This window comes from Caballeronia arvi, from assembly GCF_001544695.2.
GTDB classification, from domain to species: domain Bacteria; phylum Pseudomonadota; class Gammaproteobacteria; order Burkholderiales; family Burkholderiaceae; genus Caballeronia; species Caballeronia arvi.
On record NZ_FCOM02000036.1, the window covers coordinates 39,230 to 59,073 of the forward strand.

General features: G+C 58.5%; 15 protein-coding genes and 1 pseudogene. 11 read left to right on the forward strand and 5 right to left on the reverse strand.

The annotated features are described in order from the left end of the window. The first annotated feature begins 208 nt into the window (after window positions 1-208). Window positions 209-1,355: pseudogene (locus tag AWB74_RS29310) on the forward strand (porin). Between the two features lie 161 nt (window positions 1,356-1,516). Continuing rightward, complete coding sequence (locus AWB74_RS29315; RefSeq protein ID WP_061150143.1) at window positions 1,517-2,227, forward strand: GntR family transcriptional regulator; 711 nt, start codon at window positions 1,517-1,519, stop codon at window positions 2,225-2,227. Between the two features lie 142 nt (window positions 2,228-2,369). Here the strand turns inward: AWB74_RS29315 and lhpI are convergent, their stop codons facing one another. Together lhpI and AWB74_RS29325 are read right to left on the reverse strand one after the other, a co-directional pair. Further along, the gene (gene lhpI / locus AWB74_RS29320) at window positions 2,370-4,100 is read right to left on the reverse strand and encodes a cis-3-hydroxy-L-proline dehydratase (RefSeq protein ID WP_061150144.1); all 1,731 of its coding nucleotides are present in this window, start codon (window positions 4,098-4,100) and stop codon (window positions 2,370-2,372) included. Window positions 4,101-4,248: 148 nt separating this feature from the next. Further along, a complete protein-coding gene (locus AWB74_RS29325) occupies window positions 4,249-5,412 on the reverse strand; it encodes a branched-chain amino acid ABC transporter substrate-binding protein (RefSeq protein ID WP_061150145.1) in 1,164 nt (387 codons plus the stop codon). A 543-nt stretch (window positions 5,413-5,955) separates the two neighbouring features. Here AWB74_RS29325 and AWB74_RS29330 point away from each other — a divergent pair. From AWB74_RS29330 to AWB74_RS29370, 9 genes are all read left to right on the forward strand, one after another. Next, a complete protein-coding gene (locus tag AWB74_RS29330) occupies window positions 5,956-6,792 on the forward strand; it encodes a substrate-binding periplasmic protein (protein WP_061150178.1) in 837 nt (278 codons plus the stop codon). Between the two features lie 297 nt (window positions 6,793-7,089). After that, window positions 7,090-7,920 (forward strand): amino acid ABC transporter ATP-binding protein, encoded by an 831-nt coding sequence (locus AWB74_RS29335; RefSeq protein WP_061150146.1) that lies wholly within the window; start codon window positions 7,090-7,092, stop codon window positions 7,918-7,920. An 11-nt stretch (window positions 7,921-7,931) separates the two neighbouring features. Continuing rightward, window positions 7,932-8,603: an amino acid ABC transporter permease gene (locus AWB74_RS29340; protein WP_061150147.1), complete on the forward strand. Its 672-nt coding sequence runs from the start codon at window positions 7,932-7,934 to the stop codon at window positions 8,601-8,603. 9 nt (window positions 8,604-8,612) lie between these two features. Continuing rightward, window positions 8,613-9,278 carry an amino acid ABC transporter permease gene (locus tag AWB74_RS29345; protein ID WP_061150148.1) on the forward strand — a complete coding sequence of 222 codons (666 nt, stop codon included), beginning with the start codon at window positions 8,613-8,615 and terminating at the stop codon, window positions 9,276-9,278. Window positions 9,279-9,441: 163 nt separating this feature from the next. After that, complete coding sequence (locus AWB74_RS29350; RefSeq protein ID WP_061150149.1) at window positions 9,442-10,458, forward strand: 4-hydroxyproline epimerase; 1,017 nt, start codon at window positions 9,442-9,444, stop codon at window positions 10,456-10,458. A 51-nt stretch (window positions 10,459-10,509) separates the two neighbouring features. Continuing rightward, complete coding sequence (locus tag AWB74_RS29355) at window positions 10,510-11,583, forward strand: proline racemase family protein (RefSeq protein WP_061150150.1); 1,074 nt, start codon at window positions 10,510-10,512, stop codon at window positions 11,581-11,583. A gap of 3 nt (window positions 11,584-11,586) precedes the next feature. Continuing rightward, a complete protein-coding gene (locus AWB74_RS29360; RefSeq protein ID WP_061150151.1) occupies window positions 11,587-13,068 on the forward strand; it encodes an aldehyde dehydrogenase family protein in 1,482 nt (493 codons plus the stop codon). Window positions 13,069-13,195: 127 nt separating this feature from the next. Further along, window positions 13,196-13,963, forward strand: a complete 768-nt coding sequence (locus AWB74_RS29365; protein WP_235024717.1) for a GntR family transcriptional regulator — start codon at window positions 13,196-13,198, stop codon at window positions 13,961-13,963. Between the two features lie 130 nt (window positions 13,964-14,093). Next, window positions 14,094-14,843, forward strand: coding sequence for an SDR family NAD(P)-dependent oxidoreductase (locus AWB74_RS29370; RefSeq protein WP_061150152.1), 750 nt, complete (start codon window positions 14,094-14,096; stop codon window positions 14,841-14,843). 449 nt (window positions 14,844-15,292) lie between these two features. On the opposite strand, the gene AWB74_RS29375 is transcribed toward AWB74_RS29370, so the two are convergent. Genes AWB74_RS29375 through acnA form a run of 3 tightly spaced genes read right to left on the reverse strand, consistent with a single transcriptional unit; the run spans window position 15,293 to window position 19,621 of the window. Next, the gene (locus AWB74_RS29375; protein ID WP_061150153.1) at window positions 15,293-16,060 is read right to left on the reverse strand and encodes an ABC transporter substrate-binding protein; all 768 of its coding nucleotides are present in this window, start codon (window positions 16,058-16,060) and stop codon (window positions 15,293-15,295) included. Between the two features lie 8 nt (window positions 16,061-16,068). Continuing rightward, window positions 16,069-16,962 (reverse strand): GntR family transcriptional regulator, encoded by an 894-nt coding sequence (locus tag AWB74_RS29380; protein WP_061150154.1) that lies wholly within the window; start codon window positions 16,960-16,962, stop codon window positions 16,069-16,071. Window positions 16,963-16,996: 34 nt separating this feature from the next. After that, entirely contained in the window at window positions 16,997-19,621 is a 2,625-nt protein-coding gene (gene acnA / locus AWB74_RS29385) for an aconitate hydratase AcnA (protein WP_061150155.1), read from the reverse strand. Window positions 19,622-19,844: the final 223 nt, after the last annotated feature.

The window sequence follows — 19,844 nt, forward strand, 5'->3', positions numbered from 1 at the left end:
GACACTAGGGTGACTGCCTAGTTGACACCAAAATTTGGTCTCGTATCATGCATACAACCATGCACACAACAAGAATTGCAATTGTGCGTAGCAGGTCTTAACGCCTTTAACCCTGGCCTCGCACACCCTCCGGTACGTCATGCTAAACCGGACACGAAAGAGTCTAAAAGCGAAAACCAGTTTTCTTCCAACGTACTACGGAATACTAATGAAAAGAACCATTTTGGCGGGATGCCTGGCAGCGGTCGCACTCCCGGCTTTCGCGCAAAGCAGCGTGACCCTGTACGGCATCATCGATGAAGGCCTTGATTTCACCAATAACGCCCAGGGAAGCAAGGCCTACAAGATGCAAAGCGGCGACGTGCAGGGGCAGTCGCTGGGGCCTGAAGGGCACCGAGGACCTCGGCGGCGGTTTGAAAGCGGTATTTCAGATTGAGAGCGGTTTCGACGTCAACAACGGCCGCCTTGCTCAAGGCGGACTTGGTTTCGGGCGTCAAGCATATGTAGGCGTGAGCAGCGGAAGCCTCGGCACGGTCACCGTTGGTCGACAGTACGACTCGCTAGTCGATTACCTCGCACCGACGACGGCGAACGGCAACTGGGGCGGGTACTTGTTTTCACACCCGTACGACAATGACAACACGGACAATACCTTCCGTGTGAACAACACTGTGAAGTACACGAGCCCGACCTTCGTGGGGCTGCAGTTCGGGGGCACCTACAGCTTCAGCAATGACACGAACTTTGCGAACAATCGCCAGTACAGCGTTGGTATGCAATACGCAACGGGCGGCCTGCTGTTCGCGGCGGCATACTTGCAAGCGAACAACCCGTCTGCCACTTCATTTGGCGCAATCAATAACGGTGGTGACGAGAATTTCGTGGCAAACAGGCTGCAGGTGTTTGGCGCCGGCGTTAACTACACGCTAGGCGCTACGACGCTAGGTTTCGCATATACGAATTCGTACATTACCCAACCTGTCAGTTCCGGGTATGTCGGTCCAATCACGCCCGGCGGAGGGGCAGCGCTGTCCTCGCTGCGCTTCAACAACTTTGAAGTGAACGCGAAGTACCAATTCACCCCTGCGCTCTTCGCTGGCGCGATGTACACGTACACTCGCACGAGCTTCAATGCGAGCAGCGGACAATCGCACCCCTCGTTCCACTCAGCGGGGTTGATGCTCGACTACAACCTGTCCAAGCGGACCGACGTCTACCTGCAAGGGGCTTACCAACACGCTGCTGGGGACAAGACCGGCTCAGTGTTGGACGTCGCCTACGTGCCTGGTGCCGCCGACGTCTCGTCCACGACGAACCAGTTTGTCCTGCGAGCGGCACTTCGGCACAAGTTCTGACTCGAGGCCATCCCGGGGTAGGGCGTACTAGTCGGCGCCGGCAAATTTCGCGATGGTGCGCCTTGTCGCTCAAGGGCCGCTCACGACCAGGACTCGCGCACAATGATAAACTCAGATGCGCGAGTCCGCGTTTGTGCGACTCATTGGAAAGTGGTGAGAGAATGGCTCGAGAGACGGCTGAAACGGAAACTGTAGTCCGCCGACACGGCGGACGTTACATTTACGAAGAATTGCGAAAGCAGATACTGACGCTGAAGCTGAAACCTGGCGCTCAGTTGGACGAGATTTCTCTTGCGACGCAGTTCGGCCTTTCGCGCTCACCGGTACGCGACGCACTTGCACGCTTAATCAGCGAAGGGCTGGTCACGATTCTTCCCAATCGGACCACCTTGGTCACACCGTTCGAGATTGAAGAGTTTCCCAAATACATCTCAGCGCTCGACCTCATCCAGCGGGCAGTCTCCCGTTTGGCAGCGACCCATCGGTCGGAGGCGGACCTGGTCAAGATTCAGCAGGCTGACAAGGTGTACATGAATGCAGTAGTCGGTGGCGACTTCCAGGAGATGTCGGAAACGAACAAAGCGTTCCATATGGCCATCGCTCATGCGGCGAACAATCCATATTTCGTCGGATACTACGAACGGCTTCTCGGCGAAGGGCAGCGTCTGTCGCATTTGCACTTCGACTTTACGGTAACTTCGCCAAGTGCAAACAAACTTGGCCGTGACCACGAGGAACTCATCGCGGCTATCGAGCGCAAGGATGCCGATGCAGCAGAGCAGCTTGCCCACGAGCACACAATGTTGTTCCAGAAGCGCTTCCTTGATTACATGCGTCAGAACATGACGGAGTCGATGAGCGTTTCGTCGTGAACGAGTCGAGTGCGTCGCGCCCGCTTTCTTCGACAGGCCCTTTTGAGGTACGGCTGCTCAGCGCACTGCGAAAAGCTGCGCCCGAACTATCCTACATCGGAGTGGGAAGTTGCGGATGACGTTCAGGCACCGGGCCGAACCTCTATGCTAACCACGCCGGCATAGCCTTCGCCTTCCCTGTGCAAGCTGCATCGACGCAGTCTGCGAGGCTCCGGAAGTGCAATCCTTTCCCCGTTGCAACTGGACCATAGTGCGCGTACTTGGCCGAGTTCGTCATGAGATTGACGGCTGCCGGCGGGATAACCGGTTCGCCAATTAGGCACCAGCAGGTGTCGTTGATGAACTGAACGCCAAAATCTTTCAACTTCTCGATGATGCCGGCTTCGGCTGCGCGTGCGTAGACGTCGCGGCCACACGTTACCGTAATCGGCACGACGGCCTTTCGGCCTTTCGTCTGGCAAAGCTCGGCGAGTCGGCCGCATTCCGTCAACGAAAAATGCGGATTGCCCAACGCGACATAGTCGACATGGTCTGACGCGGCAGAGTTCAGCTCTGACCACGCTTTACGCATATCGTCCATTGAGAGCTCAACCTGTCGCGCAGGTGTCGTCTGGCCCAACGCCTGTTCGGCCGTTTTCGCTTCAGCGGTAACGCCAAGAATATGAAACATCGGTGCGGCGGAGGTCGTGGCGAAGGCAGCGCCGAGAGCCTTCAGGTCATCGAGGGTGACGCCCGCGCCCTGAAGGCCGCAAATCAGCGGAATGTCATTTGGCGCCATGTGACCAATCAGATAGCCCAAGGCCGGGTAGAAGGAGTCGTCGATTCGGGAGATGTCCGCGGGGACGTTGAATACGACCGTGGCCGCGCGGTTCTTCTCCACATGGCAGTCCATGTTCGGAGCACGTCCTGTAATCGCTATGCAGATGTCGAGGTAGTCGGGATACTTCATCGTGCGTGCGCCGATCACGCTGTTTGCGTACACCACCGCATTCGACTCGGCCCACACAATCTGGTCGCCGAACTTGGGCGCGGTGTCGAGCAGATAGGGCGCACAAGTGAAGGTCCGCTTCACACCCATCTTGGCGTAGGACTCGGCAACTTCCATCGCCGCCTCGCCGAATGTTTCATCCACACCTTGCTTGCGCCACAAACGTTCATCAACGGAAATCGCATTCATCGATGAAGGCACGCTGACCTGTGCGCCCAACTCACACAGCTTGCGAACGAATTGGAGGCTACCCGGACCCGTGTAGAAGCAGCCATCAATATGAGCTTGAGTGACGTCGATGAGGTCTTTCGCTCCTTCGAGCATCGCAGCGCGAAGAACGACGCGCATAGCCGCGCGCGGCGCCGGTCCGTGCTCGCCCTCGAGCATTCCCCTGTCCTTGGCGGTTAAGCTGAAATCTCCGACCGCAATGTCGACAGGCTCCAATCCTTGAGCGTCCCAGCTCTCAGCTTTATCCCTGCCGATGAGCACCTCGTTTCCGCGCATTGTCGCGAATGCAACGCTCGAGAGCTGCTGGAAGTTGTCGCCAAGGTTGATGAGGGGAATCGATTTCCCGAACAACTCCTCCGCGATGATGGTGCCCAGAGTCAGGATTGTTTCTTCGTGTGCGAACACGAGACCAGCCGGAGCCGCTTCTCCCAGAAGCAGTTCAAAGAGGACGCCGCTGCCGGCACAGGACCCGCGGCCACTTGGGATGGCGAGGATTTTCCCTTTGGCGCTTTGACCTCGCAGCGGGTGATGCGTATCCGTCACGACACCGGTCGCAGGGTCCACTCCGCCCATGAAACTGAGCGGAACGTCGGAGTAGAGGAGGTCGGCACTCGCAACGCCATCGACCAACGACCTCCCTTTAAAAGAACGATTCATATGATCACTCGCTGACTTTGGGAGTGGTTTGCGCATGAGTGCGTCTGATTCAGAATCCCCGCGGCTTGCACTCGGCTCAAACGGCAGCGGCAAACGCAAAAACGCCCGCAGTTAGAGGCCGCGAGCGTTCTACCTAATAACCGACGAGTTACTTGTCCGCGCGCGCGCTTCCGCCCTGGGTTGTGTCAAGTATCGCCCACTTGCCACCTTGCTCCTGGAACAGCGATGCATTCGCGACAGCCAGGTCACCATTTTTTTGGAAAGCAATTTTGCCGATAATGCCGTCGAAACTGTTGGCTTGAAGCGCGGAAAGATACTTCTTCGGGTCCGTAGAGTCGGCTTTCTTCATCGCGTTGATGATTGCCCACGTAGCATCGTAGGCTTGCGGCGCAAATTGGACGATTCCAGTACCGAACTTCGCTTTCAACTTGGTGTCGAGCTCAGCGGCGCGCGGCATGCGGGAAAGAGGCAGGCCATATTCCCAGCTATACATTCCTTTTGCGCCGTCACCTGCAAGCTTGAGAAAGCTATCATTCGTGAAGCCACCTTCGCCCATAAACTTCGCAGTGATGCCGAGCTGCCGCACTTGTTTGACCAAGGCGGCAGCTTGACCGTAGCTTCCAATGTAAATGATAAGGTCCGGATTTTGACCTTTGATTTGAGTAAGGACGCCTCGAAAGTCGACGGATTTCGTGTCGGTGTACTGGCGGCTTACGACGTCGCCGCCGTCGGCCTTGATGGCTTTGCCTAGTTCCGTCGCAAAGTTTGAACCGTAGTCCGTGCTGTCGTCGATTGTCGCGATACGTTTGGCACCGAGCTTTTTGACGCTGTAGTCGGCCGCAAGCTTCGCCATCTGGTCATCATTGTTGATCGTGCGGAATACCGTCTTGTAGCCCTGTGCGGTAATCTGTGGCGAACTGGCCGCGGGCGAAACTGTCGGTATTCCTGCCTTCGAATAAATCGGAGCTGCCGCATTCCAGCAACCTGAGTTGTGATGTCCTACGATGCCAGCAACCTCATCGTCAACGAATTTCTGTGCGACCAATACGGCAGTTTTAGGGTCGGCCGCGTCGTCCTGGGCGTCGACCTCGAATTGAACCTTCTTGCCGCCGATGACCAAACCCGCCTTGTTGGCGTCGTCCACCGCAACGCGAACCGCATTTTCTTCGTCCTTTCCCCACTGTGCTGAAAAGCCGGTAAGCGGTCCGGCAAACCCGATCTTCACGGTACTCGTGCCTTCCGCGCAAGCGCTAACGGCAAAGCACGCACACGCGGAGAGCACCGCGAGATTCAAAACATTCCGACGAAACATTCAAGAACTCCTCGGGAAGGGTGCCCAGCACGAACTTGGTTCTAGTCGTCGCCTGAAGCACGCATGCGGTCCTAGCAAGCGCCAAACTTCGTATTACACATGGTTGCGTTCCGAATGGTGTGCGGCGTTGCATACATCCTAAGAGGCTAAGGGGCTAGCGGTCAATGGGGCATTCCCTGAGTATCGGGGCGTTCTGTGTTTTTGCCGCATTCACTCGACCGGCGTCCGGCAGGGCTTGGTGCAGCGAGTCTTCCCGGCCTGCGTTTGTCTGAGGAAATTCTTCGTACAACGATGTGGGAAGTTTTTGAAATGCCTTAGGCAATGCGACAAGGGGCCCGCCCGCCAATGCGCGCCACGCACCCCGCATCGCGCTCGCTGGTCCACATTGCAGCGTTCACTTACCGTAATCTCGCCGCAGGTAGGGCAATCGCCTAGTTGACAGCCGGCTTTTTGGCCGCCTAGACTGCATACATACTTGCACACACTCAGATGCGCAGTCCTGTGCGCTAAGCACCTAGGTTCCATTATTCACCGGAGATGACCATGCTTCGTTTGTTCCGCTTTTCTCGCGCCGCTCTCGCGGTGGGCCTTGCAACAGGTTTTATCGCGACTGGCACGGTTGCTCGTGCTGAAGACACGAGCGCATGGCAAAGCGTCAAAAAGGCTGGTGTATTGCGTTGCGGAGCTGCTCTCGCTCCTCCCTACGTAATGCGTGACCCGAAAACCGGAGCCTATAGTGGCTTCTTCTCGGAACTCTGCAAGGATTTCGGCGAGAAGGTATTGAAGGTCAAGGTTGAGTTTGTAGACACGAATTGGGACAACATCGTCGCCGGACTTCAGTCGGACAAGTGGGACTTGTCGATGGCTCTGAATGACACCCCGGAACGCGAAAAAGCGATTTCGTTTTCGATTCCGGTGACGCCCTATAACGTCTCGTTTGCCTACAACAAGAACAATCCGAAAATCCCCAAAGGTACCAAGGCGGTTGCTGATTTCGACAAGCCCGGTGTATCAGTGGCGGTCATGTCTGGCTCGGCGCAGGATAAGGCAATCAGTGCGCTTCTCAAGCAAGCCACAATCATGCGGCTGCCCACGAATGACGACACGCGTATGGCTCTCATGTCCAAGCGTGCGGACCTCCTGGCCGATGCCAACATCACTAACATGCTCCTGACGGAATCTCACCCTGAATGGGCAGCGGCCATCCAACCTAATCCTGCTGTTGCTCAGCAGGAAGTCGCATTCGGTGTGCGCAAGGACACCAGTGAAGCGGACCTAAAAGTTCTCAATGCCTTTATCGACCAACAGGTCAAGTCCGGGAACGTAGACAGCCTCGTTAAATCCTCTGTGAAGACGATGATGACGGCAGCCGGTAAGTAAGCTTTGGGAAGCGTCGATGGTGTAATCACCCGACTGATTTTTGTAGAAAAGCCCCGTTTAATGCGAACGAGCTGCGTTCGGTCCCCGAAGCTTCGGGGACCAATCGAACTTCGCACGTTTCACCCTGCAAACTACCGCGGGTGCGGCCCGTTTTTCCTTGTGTCAGGCCCATTCGGCGCCTAGCTCTGGTACTGCTCGTCAGGTGAGCGATTTCCCTTGAACGCGCAGTTGAAGGTTGGCAGCGCTGCAACCCAACTTCGCTCGACACGCCCACGGACGATTCCTGGAGATTTATCAATGTTGTCATCTCAGACCATGGCACTTAACACTGACCGACAATCCTCTGTCGTTGACCTCCCTATTCAAACGACCGGCGACTTTGTCCAGTTTCGCCAGGTATATAAGGCATACGGCGAACACCTTGTGGTCATGGACCACATGGACCTCGATATGCGAGCTGATGACCGCCTTGTCATCATCGGTCCGAGCGGCAGCGGTAAGAGCTCGCTGCTCCGAGTGATGATGGGCCTTGAAGGCTTCCAATCCGGAGAAATCGGGTTTCAAGGCCAACCCTATATCCGCGGTGAGAAGAGCGGCGGCAAGCGCATCGACACGCGCCTTCAGAAGCAGATTGGGATGGTGTTCCAGCATTACACGCTCTTTCCGCATCTTTCAGTACTTGGCAACCTCGTCCTCGCGCCGATGAAGACCGCTGGTCTCAGCAAGGCTGAGGCGACGGAACGTGCGCGCATGTACTTGGCTCGCCTGGGCCTTGAGAGCAAGCTCCACGCATACCCGAGTCAACTGTCGGGTGGCCAGAAGCAGCGGGTTGCCATCGCACGCGCGCTCATGCTTGAGCCGAAGCTGATGTTGTTTGACGAGGTAACAAGTGCGCTCGACCCGGAGATGGTCGTAGAAGTGCAGAACGTGATGCTCCAGTTGGCCGAACAGAAAATGGCCATGATTATCGTGACTCATGACATGCACTTCGCGCGCGACATCGGCACTCGGGTGGTGTTCTGCGCCGCGGGGAAGGTGGTCGAGCAAGGCGCTCCCGCGCAGATGTTCAAGTCGCCGAAGGAAGCGCGCACACGCGAATTCCTCGAAAAAGTCCTTCATCTGGATTGAGGACCGCAGCCATGAACTATCACTTCGACTTCAGCTTCCTCGCAGGCAGTGTCGGTCCGCTTCTCTCAGGTCTTCGTGTCACGCTCGAGCTTGCGATTGCGGCGAACATCATCGGCGTCATTTTCGGGTTTTTGCTGTGCCTGCTTGCAATGAGCGGTATAGCTCTCGTACGGCTTCCAGCCCAGCTGTTCATCGAGTTCTTCCGATGCACTCCCGCGCTCCTGCAGATCGTCTGGTTCTTCTACTGCATTCCGATGCTGCTTGACGTGTTCATCGACCCAATCACGATGGGCGTTCTGGCTCTTGGCCTTAATCTTACCGCTTTCAACGCAGAGGCTTATCGTGCCGGTGTCCAGGCCGTGCCAAAAGAGCACCTCGACGCTTGCGTGGCTCTAGGATTGCGTCCCTGGCAACGCACTATTTACGTTGTGCTGCCCCAAGCGTTGCGTAGCGCAATGCCGGTACTGATGACCAATGGAATCGGAACGTTGCAGCAAAGCGCGCTGGTTGCAATCGTCGCGGTCGCCGATTTAATGTACGTCGGTAAAAGCCTCGCAACTGAAGCCTACCGGCCCCTCGAGACCTACTCGATTGTTGCCCTTATTTACTTCGCTCTGTCTCTGCCCATCGCTAAACTGGTTCACATCGTCGAGCGTCGCCAGGACGCGGTCGTCAGTCGTTGAGGTGCTAATATGAGCTTCGATATAACTTCGGTGTTCCCTTACTGGCTCATTTTGCTAAAAGGGTTGGGAATTACTATCGCATTCACAAGTAGCTGCGCCGTCCTGGGTAGCCTTCTTGGATTCACGGTAGCCCTTCTGCGGATATCACCAAATCGCATTGTTCAAGGGATCACTTCGTTCTATGTGCAGTTCTTCCGTGGCACGCCACTCCTGATTCAACTTTTCTGGGTATTCTTTTGCTTCCCGGTGGTTTTTCGCATTGCCATCCCACCGTATGCTTCTGTGGTCATCTCCCTTACGCTTTACATGGGCGCGATTACGTGTGAGACGTTCCGGGGCGCACTCAAGTCGATTTCAGGCGAGCAGCACGATGCTTGTATTGCATTGAGCTTGCCGCCACAGGCAAAAATCCTGTATGTCATATTTCCTCAGGCTTTGCTGCGTGCGATTCCGCCGCTCCTCTCTAACGTGGTTAGTCTTTTCAAAGAGAGCGCGCTGATTTCATCAGTTGGCGTCGCCGACCTGATGTTCGTAGGACAGAGCATCTCGAACGCGACCGCAAAGCCCGTCGAGTTCTTGACCGCGGTCGCAATCATCTATTTCCTCGTCGCGTTCCCGTTGACCCGCCTCGTTGGTCTTGTCGAATCACGTTTCCTGAAGCGCTTCGCTTACTAATCAATTCCGTCGCAAGCGCGCAGTGCGATGCCTTTGCCGCCGCTCACCGACGGCGAAAGCGGAGTTCCGAGCGGTCTTGGAAGCGGTGCAATCCTGCCATACAAGTAATGTGACACGCTCGAGCGGTTCGGTTCGCTTGGGCATCGACTTCACCGGACGTGAAATGAGCAGACAAAGGTATAAGTGCATCGAGGGGCATACGGAGGGTATGCCCGTTCGAATGGTTGTGGGTGGCGCACCGGCCCTTGCGGGAGCGACGATGGAAGAGTGCCGCAAAACATTCATCGAACGTCACGATTGGATACGTCGCGCGCTCATGCTGGAGCCCCGAGGTCATTCGCACATGTCTGGAACGCTCCTCTATCCACCGCTATCAAGTGATGCGGACATGAGCTTGTTGTTCATTGAGACCTCTGGCTGCCTCCCAATGTGCGGTCATGCTTCGATTGGCTCTGTTTCCTTTGCCATCGAAGCTGGCCTCGTACGACCGAAGACCACGGGCACGGTACTTGTTGACGTCCCCGCTGGAAGGCTCAAAGCGCACTATGAAATGGATGGGGCGCGAGTGGCGTCGGTACGCTTCACTAACGTGCCGAGCTTCCTTTTGCATAGAGACGTTGAAGTCGTTCATCCACATTTTGGAAGGCTCACGGTCGACATCGCATACGGTGGCAACTTCTATCCCATCGTAGAAGTGCAGTCGAACTTCCCGGGCTGCGAGAATTTCTCGCCACAACAGTTGCTGGAGTGGGGCCGGCAGATGCATTGCGTGGTGAACGCCGCCATCGACGTTGTGCACCCAGAGAACCCAAGCATTTACGGCGTCAGGCACACGATGTGGACCGGAGCACCTGTTTCTCACGACGCCGACGCAAGAGCGGTCGTTATCGCAGGTGACAGTCTTGTAGACCGGTCTCCGTGCGGTACCGGCACCTCAGCCCGCGTTGCGCAACGTCACGCGCGCGACATGCTCCAAAAAGGACAAGCGTTTAGACATCAAAGCTTGATCGGAAGCTGTTTCGTTGGGCGAGTTGAGGAGACAACAACGTTGAAGAGTGGACTTCCCGCAATTCTTCCGAGCGTCGAGGGGCGCGCTTGGATCACTGGCCGTTCCGAGCACTACGTTGACGAATCGCAGCCGTACGCCCATGGCTTCGCACTGAGTGAGTTTTCTGCTTGAACCGTCATCAACGCGGACAGCCTTGAGCCGCAAATCGGACACGGAGTTCTCATGCGTTGGAATAAGACTTTCACGATGGTCAACTGCCACGCCGAAGGCGAGGTCGGCAACGTCGTGACTGGCGGTTTGATTGATGTTCCGGGAAGCACCATGTTCGAGAAGATGATGTTTCTTGAAGAGCATTGCGACGCACTGCGCAAGATTTGTCTATTTGAGCCCCGTGGGTCCGTGAATCACAACGTCAACTTCATTCTTCCCGCGACCGACGCTCGCGCCCAAATGGGTTACGTAATTGCCGAATCGACGGAATACGTTGCGATGTCCGGGTCCAACACCATGTGCGTTGCGACAGTCCTGCTCGAGACGGGGATTCTGCCTATGCAGGAACCGGTGACCGAACTTGTACTGGAGGCTCCGGCAGGCCTCATCTATGCCCGCTGCGAATGCGAGAACGGTAAGGTCAAACGGGTCGAGTTCACCAATCAGCCCGCGTTTGTCTCGCGTCTCGATGCGAATGTCGAGGTGCCCGGAATTGGCACCATTAGAGCGGATGTGGCGTATGGTGGGATGACCTACGTACTGGTCGAGGCTGAGGCGCTCGGCTTCGAAATCACGCCCGACGAAGCGCGCGACATTTGCGAGATTGGTCAACAGGTCAAGGCCGCGGCGGCCGAACAGCTTCCGTTTTCGCACCCCTTGAACCCATTCATCAAGGGAATCACCAACTTCGAGCTTACCGGTCCGCTGCAACGGGAAAACGGGAAGCTCTTTGCACGAAACACGGTTGTGGTATCGCCTGGTCGATGCGACAGGTCCCCATGCGGCACCGGGACATCCGCTCGCCTCGCCGTCCTGCACGCACGCGGACTTATCAGCATCGGCGAAACATTTATCCACGAGTCAATCACGAGTTCACGGTTCGAGAGTCGGGTCGAGTCCACGACGAAAGTCGGAGGCCTCGACGCTGTGGTGCCGGTAGTCGCCGGTCAGGCCTGGATTACGGGGATCTCGCAAATTGGCGTTGACCCGACTGACCGATTCCAGGCTGGCTTCACGCTCGCCGATACATGGCTCGAAGCGGTCGATGAAAAGCTCATCAAAACGCGTCAACCGAAGGCCGATTAAACTATGAAATCTTACGAGAATCTCTTCATCGATGGTGCCTGGGTGGCGCCCGTTCAGCGCGGGACCTTCGAATCCATCGACCCAAGCACCGAAGAAGTCATTGCGAAGGTCGCGGCCGCCACAGCCGAAGATGTTGACCTTGCAGTAAGGGCAGCCCGAAAGGCGTTCGATGAGGGTCCGTGGCCACGCATGACCGGTGCAGAGCGCGCGGCAGTACTTCGAAAGATTGGCGCAGGCATCCGCGACCGCATTCAGGAACTGGCGAAAATCGAGGTTCGCGACAACGGTAAGCCTCTTCCGGAAGCGCTCTGGGATTTGGGCGACGCCGCAGGCTGCTTCGAGTTCTACGCGAATCTCGCCGAGAAGCTTGACGAGAACGCCGAGACTCAGGTCGCGCTGTCGGACGACCGATTTAGCTCCGTCGCCCGGAGGGAGCCAGTTGGCGTGGCGGGTGCAATCATTCCGTGGAATTTTCCGATGCTGATGGCGTCGTGGAAAGTCGCGCCGGCATTGGCCGCAGGCTGCACAATGGTACTCAAGCCGTCTGAGCTTACCTCTTTGACCGTGCTTGAGCTTGCCGACATCGCAGTGGCAGCCAAATTGCCGGCCGGCGTTCTTAATATTGTCACGGGCCTTGGCAAGGACGCGGGCGCGCCGCTTTCCGAGCATCCCGATATCGACAAGCTCGCGTTCACAGGCAGTGTTCCAACGGGAAGCCGCATCATGCAAGCGGCCGCCCGCGACATCAAAAACGTCAGCCTTGAACTCGGCGGGAAGTCGCCTTTCATTGTGTTCGACGACAGCGACATCGACGCGGCCGTCGAGTGGATTATGTTCGGCATTTTTTGGAATCAGGGTGAAGTGTGCTCGGCCACGTCGCGCGTGCTCGTTCAGCGGGGAATCTATGACCGTCTCCTTGAACGGTTGAAGGAGCAGACGAAGAAAATCAGCATCGGCAATGGTTTGGAAGATGGCGTGCTGCTCGGTCCCATCGTCAGCAAAGGCCAATTCGAAAAGGTGCAGGAAGCCGTCGAGCGGGGAAAGACGGAAGGTGCGCGCCTTGTGACTGGCGGAGGTCGCCCCGCGCATCTGAACAAGGGCTTCTTCATGGAGCCGGTCGTGTTTGTAGATGTGCCGGAGGAAAGCTGGGTCTGGAACGAGGAGATTTTTGGACCAGTCGTCTGCATTCGGCCGTTCGATGACGAGGGCGAAGCCGTGCGCTCGGCAAACAATTCACGTTTCGGACTTGCTGCTGCGGTGATGTCGAATGACATCCCCCGATGCGAGCGAGTGGCGCGCGCGCTTCGCGCGGGCATCGTGTGGATCAACTGTTCCCAGCCGACATTCACCGAAGCGCCGTGGGGCGGCTACAAGCAATCCGGCATTGGGCGCGAGCTTGGGGAATGGGGTCTCAACAACTACCTCGAGACAAAGCAAATCACCCGGTACGAAAGTGCCAAGCCGTGGGGTTGGTACATCAAATAAGCAGTTCCCGCGCGACGGAGGACGGAACCCTCCGTCGCGCGGTGTCAGAGTTGATGACTGAGCGCCTTGGGGTTCTCAACCTTGTTGACCGTGAAAGAGTCCCGTCGCGATTAGAGGAGCCGTATAAGTGTCAACGTTCAATGCACGCTCGAAGTTTCGGGCGAACGATAGCTATGGAGAAGGCGCCATTGTGGACATAGCCGAGACAGGGACTGCGGGACGGCGTCACGGGGGGCGATACGTCTATGAGGAACTGCGTAAGCAGATATTGACTCTTCAGTTGAAGCCGGGCTCGCCGCTCGATGAAGTTTCATTAGCAGCGCAGTTCGGCCTTTCCCGCTCGCCCGTGCGCGACGCCCTTGCGCGCTTGATAAGTGAAGGCCTGGTCACAATCCTCCCGAACAATCGAACGACACTGGTCACGCCATTTGAAATCAAAGAATTCCCAAAGTACATTTCCGCACTGGACTTGATTCAACGGGCTGTGACCAAGCTTGCCGCGCTGCACCGAACCGATGCCGACGTTCTCGCCATTCGCAAAGCAGACGAGGTGTACATGAATGCAATCGCAGGCGGTGACTATCAGGCCATGTCGGAAACAAACAAGGCCTTGCACGTGGCGATTGCTCAAGCTGCGAACAATCCGTACTTCGTCGGGTACTACGAGCGCTTGCTCGGTGAAGGGCAACGGTTGGCACATCTCCACTACGACTTCACGGTGAATAATCCTGAAGCGGTGCAACTCGGTCGCGACCATGATGACATCATCGACGCCATCGAGAGACGAGACGCCGATACAGCGGAGGCACTCGCACATGAGCACACCATGCTGTTCCAGCGGCGTTTCCTTGAATATATGAACCAGAACATGACAGCATGCTTGGCCATCCTGTAGCTGATGGCTATGCATGAGGCAGGCGGCCAGAATCCGGCCAACGACTTCAGCTGTTCGCATTTGAAATACGCGAACACTAGCCCGACAACTTGGGCTTTTTTTATTCTCTTGCTGTTTGAAGGACAGGCCGATGGACAAAAGAACGATTCTTATCACCGGAGCTTCCTCAGGGATCGGCGCTGCAATGGCGACTCGCCTTGCCGGCAAAGTATCGAACCTCGTGGTTCACGCCCGAAAATCCGAGAAGTTGCTGAACAATGTTGCCAAGGCGGTCGAGGCGAAAGGCACAAAGGTGGCGACGGTACTCGGCGACCTGACGGTCGAAGCCACGCCACAGAAGCTTGTCGACGCAGCTGTTGAGCGGTTCGGGCAGCTCGACGCGGTCGTCGCCAATGCCGGCTTTCCTGTCTTGAAAAGCTTCGAAGAGGGCAGCTTCTCTGACCTCGACCATGCGTTCAAAGGAAATGTCTATAGCTTCTTCGCGCTGGCGAAAGCCGCAGGACCGTATCTGTCGAAGTCTTTTGCCGGCCGCATCGTCGCGGTGGGCAGCGTCAATGCTCACGTATTCCGGAATGACATGTTCTCGGCGCCTCTGTCCGCATCGTCGAAAGGCGCGCTTGAGACGGCCGTCAAAAGCTTGGCCCTGCACTTCGCGAAGTCCGGCGTCACCGTGAACTGCGTGGTGCCAGGTTTCGTTAGAAAAGACTTCGGGACCGAACACCAGCTTTCGGAGGAACAGATGCAACAGACTGCATTGCGGGTTCCATTGGGGCGAATGGGCGAATCCTCCGATGTCGCGGCTGCCATCGAGTTTCTTCTTTCGCCCGATGCTGGGTATATCACGAGCCAATCGTTGCACGTCAATGGCGGGCTGGTCTGAACACCCTGCATTGCGAGGTTGCCCGTTAAAGGAGACGAGGCCTCTTTGCACCGATCTGATGACCGACGGCGGGCTCTCCCTCTCCTACAACGATTATGGACGACAACGCAGGTCGCAGCTTCCGCTTACAAATATTGGTATCTGAGTTCCTTTAGCCCTACACTGCATGCGGTCTTGTAGACCCAACGCTGGTCGTCGCGTGAATACGCATGCATCGATGCTGCAGCGCAGATGCGACTCAACAAATAAAATGCGTCGATTACAAGTCAACAACTGAATCAAGTCGACCTTTGATTTATTTGCCAGCCCTTATGGCCGACTCGGACCCCAGCTTTTTCCGCTTACCGAGCTGTCCGAATTCCCGGCGCCACCTCTGATCCTTGCTGCGCCAACAAATAAAGGGTGGCACTTGCTGACAGATGACCGCATCGCGCCTCGTCGCATTGCAATCAATATGTCCGAGGTACATTGTGGTTCGGTGCCGATTCGGCCGGCGCAACCGACGCACCAGAGATGCCGTGCCGCTTCAGCGACTCAACGACATAACCGGACGCCTTCATCGACTCGACGAACTGCGCGAGCACATCGGCGGCGGCGGGCCCGCGGCTCTTCGGCACGCCCATCGCCTGACGGATGACCATGAAGCGCTCATCGAGCAGGCGCAGTCCGGGGATGTCGCGCGCATCCGCTTCGAGTTGCTGCTTCACTCCCGCGGCGACTTCGAGTTTTTCGTCGATGAAAGTCCGCACCACGGCCGGCGATGTCGGCGCGCGCACGATTTGCGCCGCCTTCAGCTCGCGCGTGAGAAAGAGGTCATAGGCGCTGCCCTTGCCGACGGCGACGCGGTTATTCGCGCGATCGACATCAGCGTTGGTCCTGACCGGCGATTCGTCGCGCACGAGATAGAAGCCTTCGATCAGCACATACGGCGCGGTGAACGCGATGGTTTCGCCGCGCAACGGATCGATCGCGAAGAAGCCGAGATCCGCGCACTCTTCGCTCACGGCCTGCACCGATTTGCCCGCCGCGTCGAACACGACGAGTTCCAGTCCGACGCCGAGATGCTCCGCGAACGCGCGCGCGAGATCGACCGACACGCCGAACGGTTCGCCGGTGTCCGGGTTCTTGTTGGCGAGAATCGGATTGCCTAGATTGATCGACGCGCGCAGCGTGCCCGTGGGCGCGAATGCCCGTGCAATGGTTTGATCGATGGTCATGAGTGTCTTCAGGGTTCGAGAATCTGGCTGATGCGCGACAACGCGTCGAGCGTATGCAGCAAATGCTGGCGCATCGCTTCGGACGCTTCTTCGTTCCTGTCGCGCTCGAGAAGATCGAGCACTTCGAGATGCTGCTTCGCGTGCTCGGCATAGCGCTCGCGATGCTGCATCGAGCGATACGAAAGCAGGCGGCGCACGCGGTTCACGCGCTTGATCGTATCGATGAAAAAGCTGTTGCCCGATGCCTCGACGAGCGATTCGTGAAAGCGCACGCCGCGCTCGTGAAGCTGATCGGCGCTATCCGTTTCGATGCCGCCCGCGAGCAGACGCTTCTCGACATCGCGGCAGCGTTGCAGCACTTTCTTCTCCAGCCGATAGCCCGGTTCGAGCAGCGCGGCGGGCTCCAGCGCGAGCCGCAGCCGATACGACTTCAGCAGGCTGTCGGGCGTGGTCAGCATCGGCGAGAACTGCCAGCCGTAGCCGGGCTTGCGTTCGGCCCAGCCTTCCTGCGAAATGCGCGTGAAAACGGCAGTGAGCTGCGCGCTCGTCAGGCCGTAGCGCGTGCGGATCATCTGCTCGGAGAACTCGTCGGGCAGCGCGCCTTTCAGCCGGTCTTCGGCGATGCGGAAATACACGCTCGTCACGATGTCGGTTTCGGCGAGGCCGAGTTCATCGACGACATCCGACAGCGACTCGATCACCGGCTTCGCGACGAAGAAGCCGCGATTCTTCTCGCGCGTCAGGACGCCTTTTTCGTGCAGCAGCGCGAGCGCCTCGTTGACGGGCGAGCGCGACACGCGCAGGCGGTCCGCGAGCATTTGCGCGGGCAAGTGCGCGCCGGCCATCAGGCCTTCGTTCTTGATGAGTTCGACAATTTGAGTCGCAATCGAGCGGTCGATCATTTCATGTGCCTTCTGCCGGACGCGGGCGGCTGCCTCAGGCCTCCTGCGTCGTCAGGTGTTGTCGGAGTATCAGCGGGATGACGCCGCCCGAGCGCAACAGACGGCATTCGAGCTGGGTTTCCACGGCCGCCGTCGCATCGACGGGCTCGACGCTGCCGTTCGCGCGCACGATCCTCACGGGCACCTTGCAGCGCGGCGACAGCGCGTCGGCGGGCGCGTCGACTTCGAGCTTATCACCCGGTTGCAGATCGAGCGTGTCCGGCCCCGTGCCAGCAGCGAAGCGCAGCGGCAGGATGCCCATGCCGATCAGATTCGAGCGATGGATGCGCTCGAAGCTCATCGCCAGCACCGCGCGGATGCCGAGCAGCCGCTGGCCCTTTGCGGCCCAGTCGCGCGACGAACCCGTGCCGTAACGCTCGCCCGCGACGAGCACGACGGCATCGCCCGCGTCGCGATAACGCTGCGCGGCTTCGAAGATCGGCAGCACGTCTCCGCTCGGCACATGCAGCGTATGCGCGACGGGCATGCCGGGCGTCAGCCGGTTCACGAGCGTCCTGTTGTAGAACGCGGCGCGCACCATCACTTCCCAGTTGCCGCGGCGCGAGGCGAACACGTTCAGATCGTTGCGATCGTCGCCGCGTTCGACGAGGAAATCCGCGACGTAGCTGTCCTTGGGAATCGCGCTGGCGGGCGAGATGTGGTCGGTCGTGACGTCGTCGCCGAGCACGAGCAGCGGATACGCGCTGTATCGTCCGAGCTGGCTGCCCTCTGACGCCGACGCGAACGGCGGCCGGCGCAGCGCGGTCGATTGCGGATTCCACGGAAAGCGCGCGCTGTGCGGCGCATCGAGATCGTGCCACGCGGGATTCTGGCTCGCGATCGCGAATGCGCGGGGATAGTCGCACGGATCGGCGGCGGCGGCGACGAGCGCGGTGACTTCCTCGCGTGTCGGCCAGAGATCGCGCAAGTAAATCGGCTTGCCGTCCTGCGTATGTTGAATCGCGTCGCGGCTCAAATCGGCTTGGGCATCCCCCGCGAGCGCAAAGGCGATCACCAGAGGCGGCGACATGATGAAGCCGAGATCGAGGTCCGGATGAATGCGCCCAGGGAAGTTGCGATTGCCGGACAGCATCGCGACGGGATACACGCTTTTCGCGGCCATCGCTTCGCGGATCGGCGCGGTCAGCGGCCCCGAGTTGCCGATGCACGTTGTGCAGCCATAGCCCACTATATCGAAGCCGACCGCCGACAGATCGCCGATGAGATTCGCGCGCTCCAGATACGCTGCCGCGGCGGGCGAACCCGGCCCGAGCGAGGTCTTGATCCACGGCGGCACGGTCAGGCCCAGCGCGCGCGCCTTGCGGGCCAGCAGTCCGGCGGCGATCAAAAGCGCCGGATCGGACGTGTTCGTGCAACTCGTGATCGCGGCGATCGCCACGGGATGCTTCGGCATCGACGCATGTTTCGCGGCGGGTTCGAAGCCGATTGTCGCGAGCGCATCGCGCGTCTGCGAGTAATCGAGCAGATCCTGCGGACGGCGCGGCCCGGCGATATGCATGCCGATGCCCGACAGATCGATATCGATGCTCCGCGTATAGCGCGGCGCGCTGTCCGGATCGAACCACAATCCCGCCGCGCGCGTGAACGCTTCGACGAGACGTATCGATTGTTCCGGGCGATTCGTCGCGCGCAGATAGTCGAGCGTATGTCCGTCGACGGCAAAGAAGCCGGTCGATGCGCCATATTCCGGCGCCATGTTCGCGACGACCGCGCGATCGCCCGCCGTCAATGTCGACACGCCCGGCCCGAAGAACTCGACGAATTCCCCCGACACGCCGATCGCGCGCAGCCGTTGCGTGACCGTCAACGCGAGATCGGTCGCGAGCACGCCCGCACGCAAGGCGCCCGTGAGCCGCACGCCGATCACATCGGGAATGCGCTGCATCACCGGCATACCGAACATGACCGTTTGCGCTTCCAGGCCGCCCACGCCCCAGCCGAGCACGCCGATGCCGTTGATCATCGGCGTGTGGCTGTCCGTGCCGATGAGCGTGTCCGGCACCGCCCACGTTTCGCCGTTGCGCTCGACGGCCGTCACGACGGTCGCGAGCTGCTCCAGATTGATCGTATGCATGATCCCCGTGCCCGGCGGGTGGATGCGCACGCCCGTCAGCGCCTGCGACGCCCAGCGCAGGAATCGGTAACGCTCCGCATTGCGCCTTAGTTCGAGCGCGAGATTCTCGGGCGCGGCATCGGGCCTCGCGAAATATTCGACCGCGAGCGAATGATCCACCGACGAATCCACCGGCAGCACCGGATTGAGCGCGGACGGATCGGCGCCGGCTTCGGCGAGCGCGTCGCGCATCCCGGCGATATCCACCAGCGCGGGCGTGCTGGTCGTGTCGTGCATCAGCACGCGATTCGGCTGAAAGGCGACTTCCTCGACGCTCGTCGCGCGCGCCGTCCATTCGAGGATGCCTGCGATGCCCCGGTCGCGCTCCGCGCCTTCGCTGTTGCGGATCACGTTCTCCAGCAACAGACGCAACACGACAGGCAGTTCGCGCAGTTTTTCGCCGAAAAGAGCGGGCAGATCGACGTAGCGATACGACTTTCCGTCGACGCTAAATCGGGCTTCTGAGGGTGCGTTAGTGTTTTCCATGACTGTATTTTTGCATTTCAATGAGTAAAAATGCAATCTAGTGCAAACCCAGATCACGAAAACCAGGAGACAGCCGTGGAGAAAACCAGCGTTTCGAGCCGTCGAAAAGCCTTACAGGAGCTGGCATCGCTCGGTGCGATGGCCATGCTTGGCGCCGTCGTGCCGCCGGTTTTCGCCAGCAGCGGTAAAACGGACAAACACACTCACATGAAGGAAGGAACAC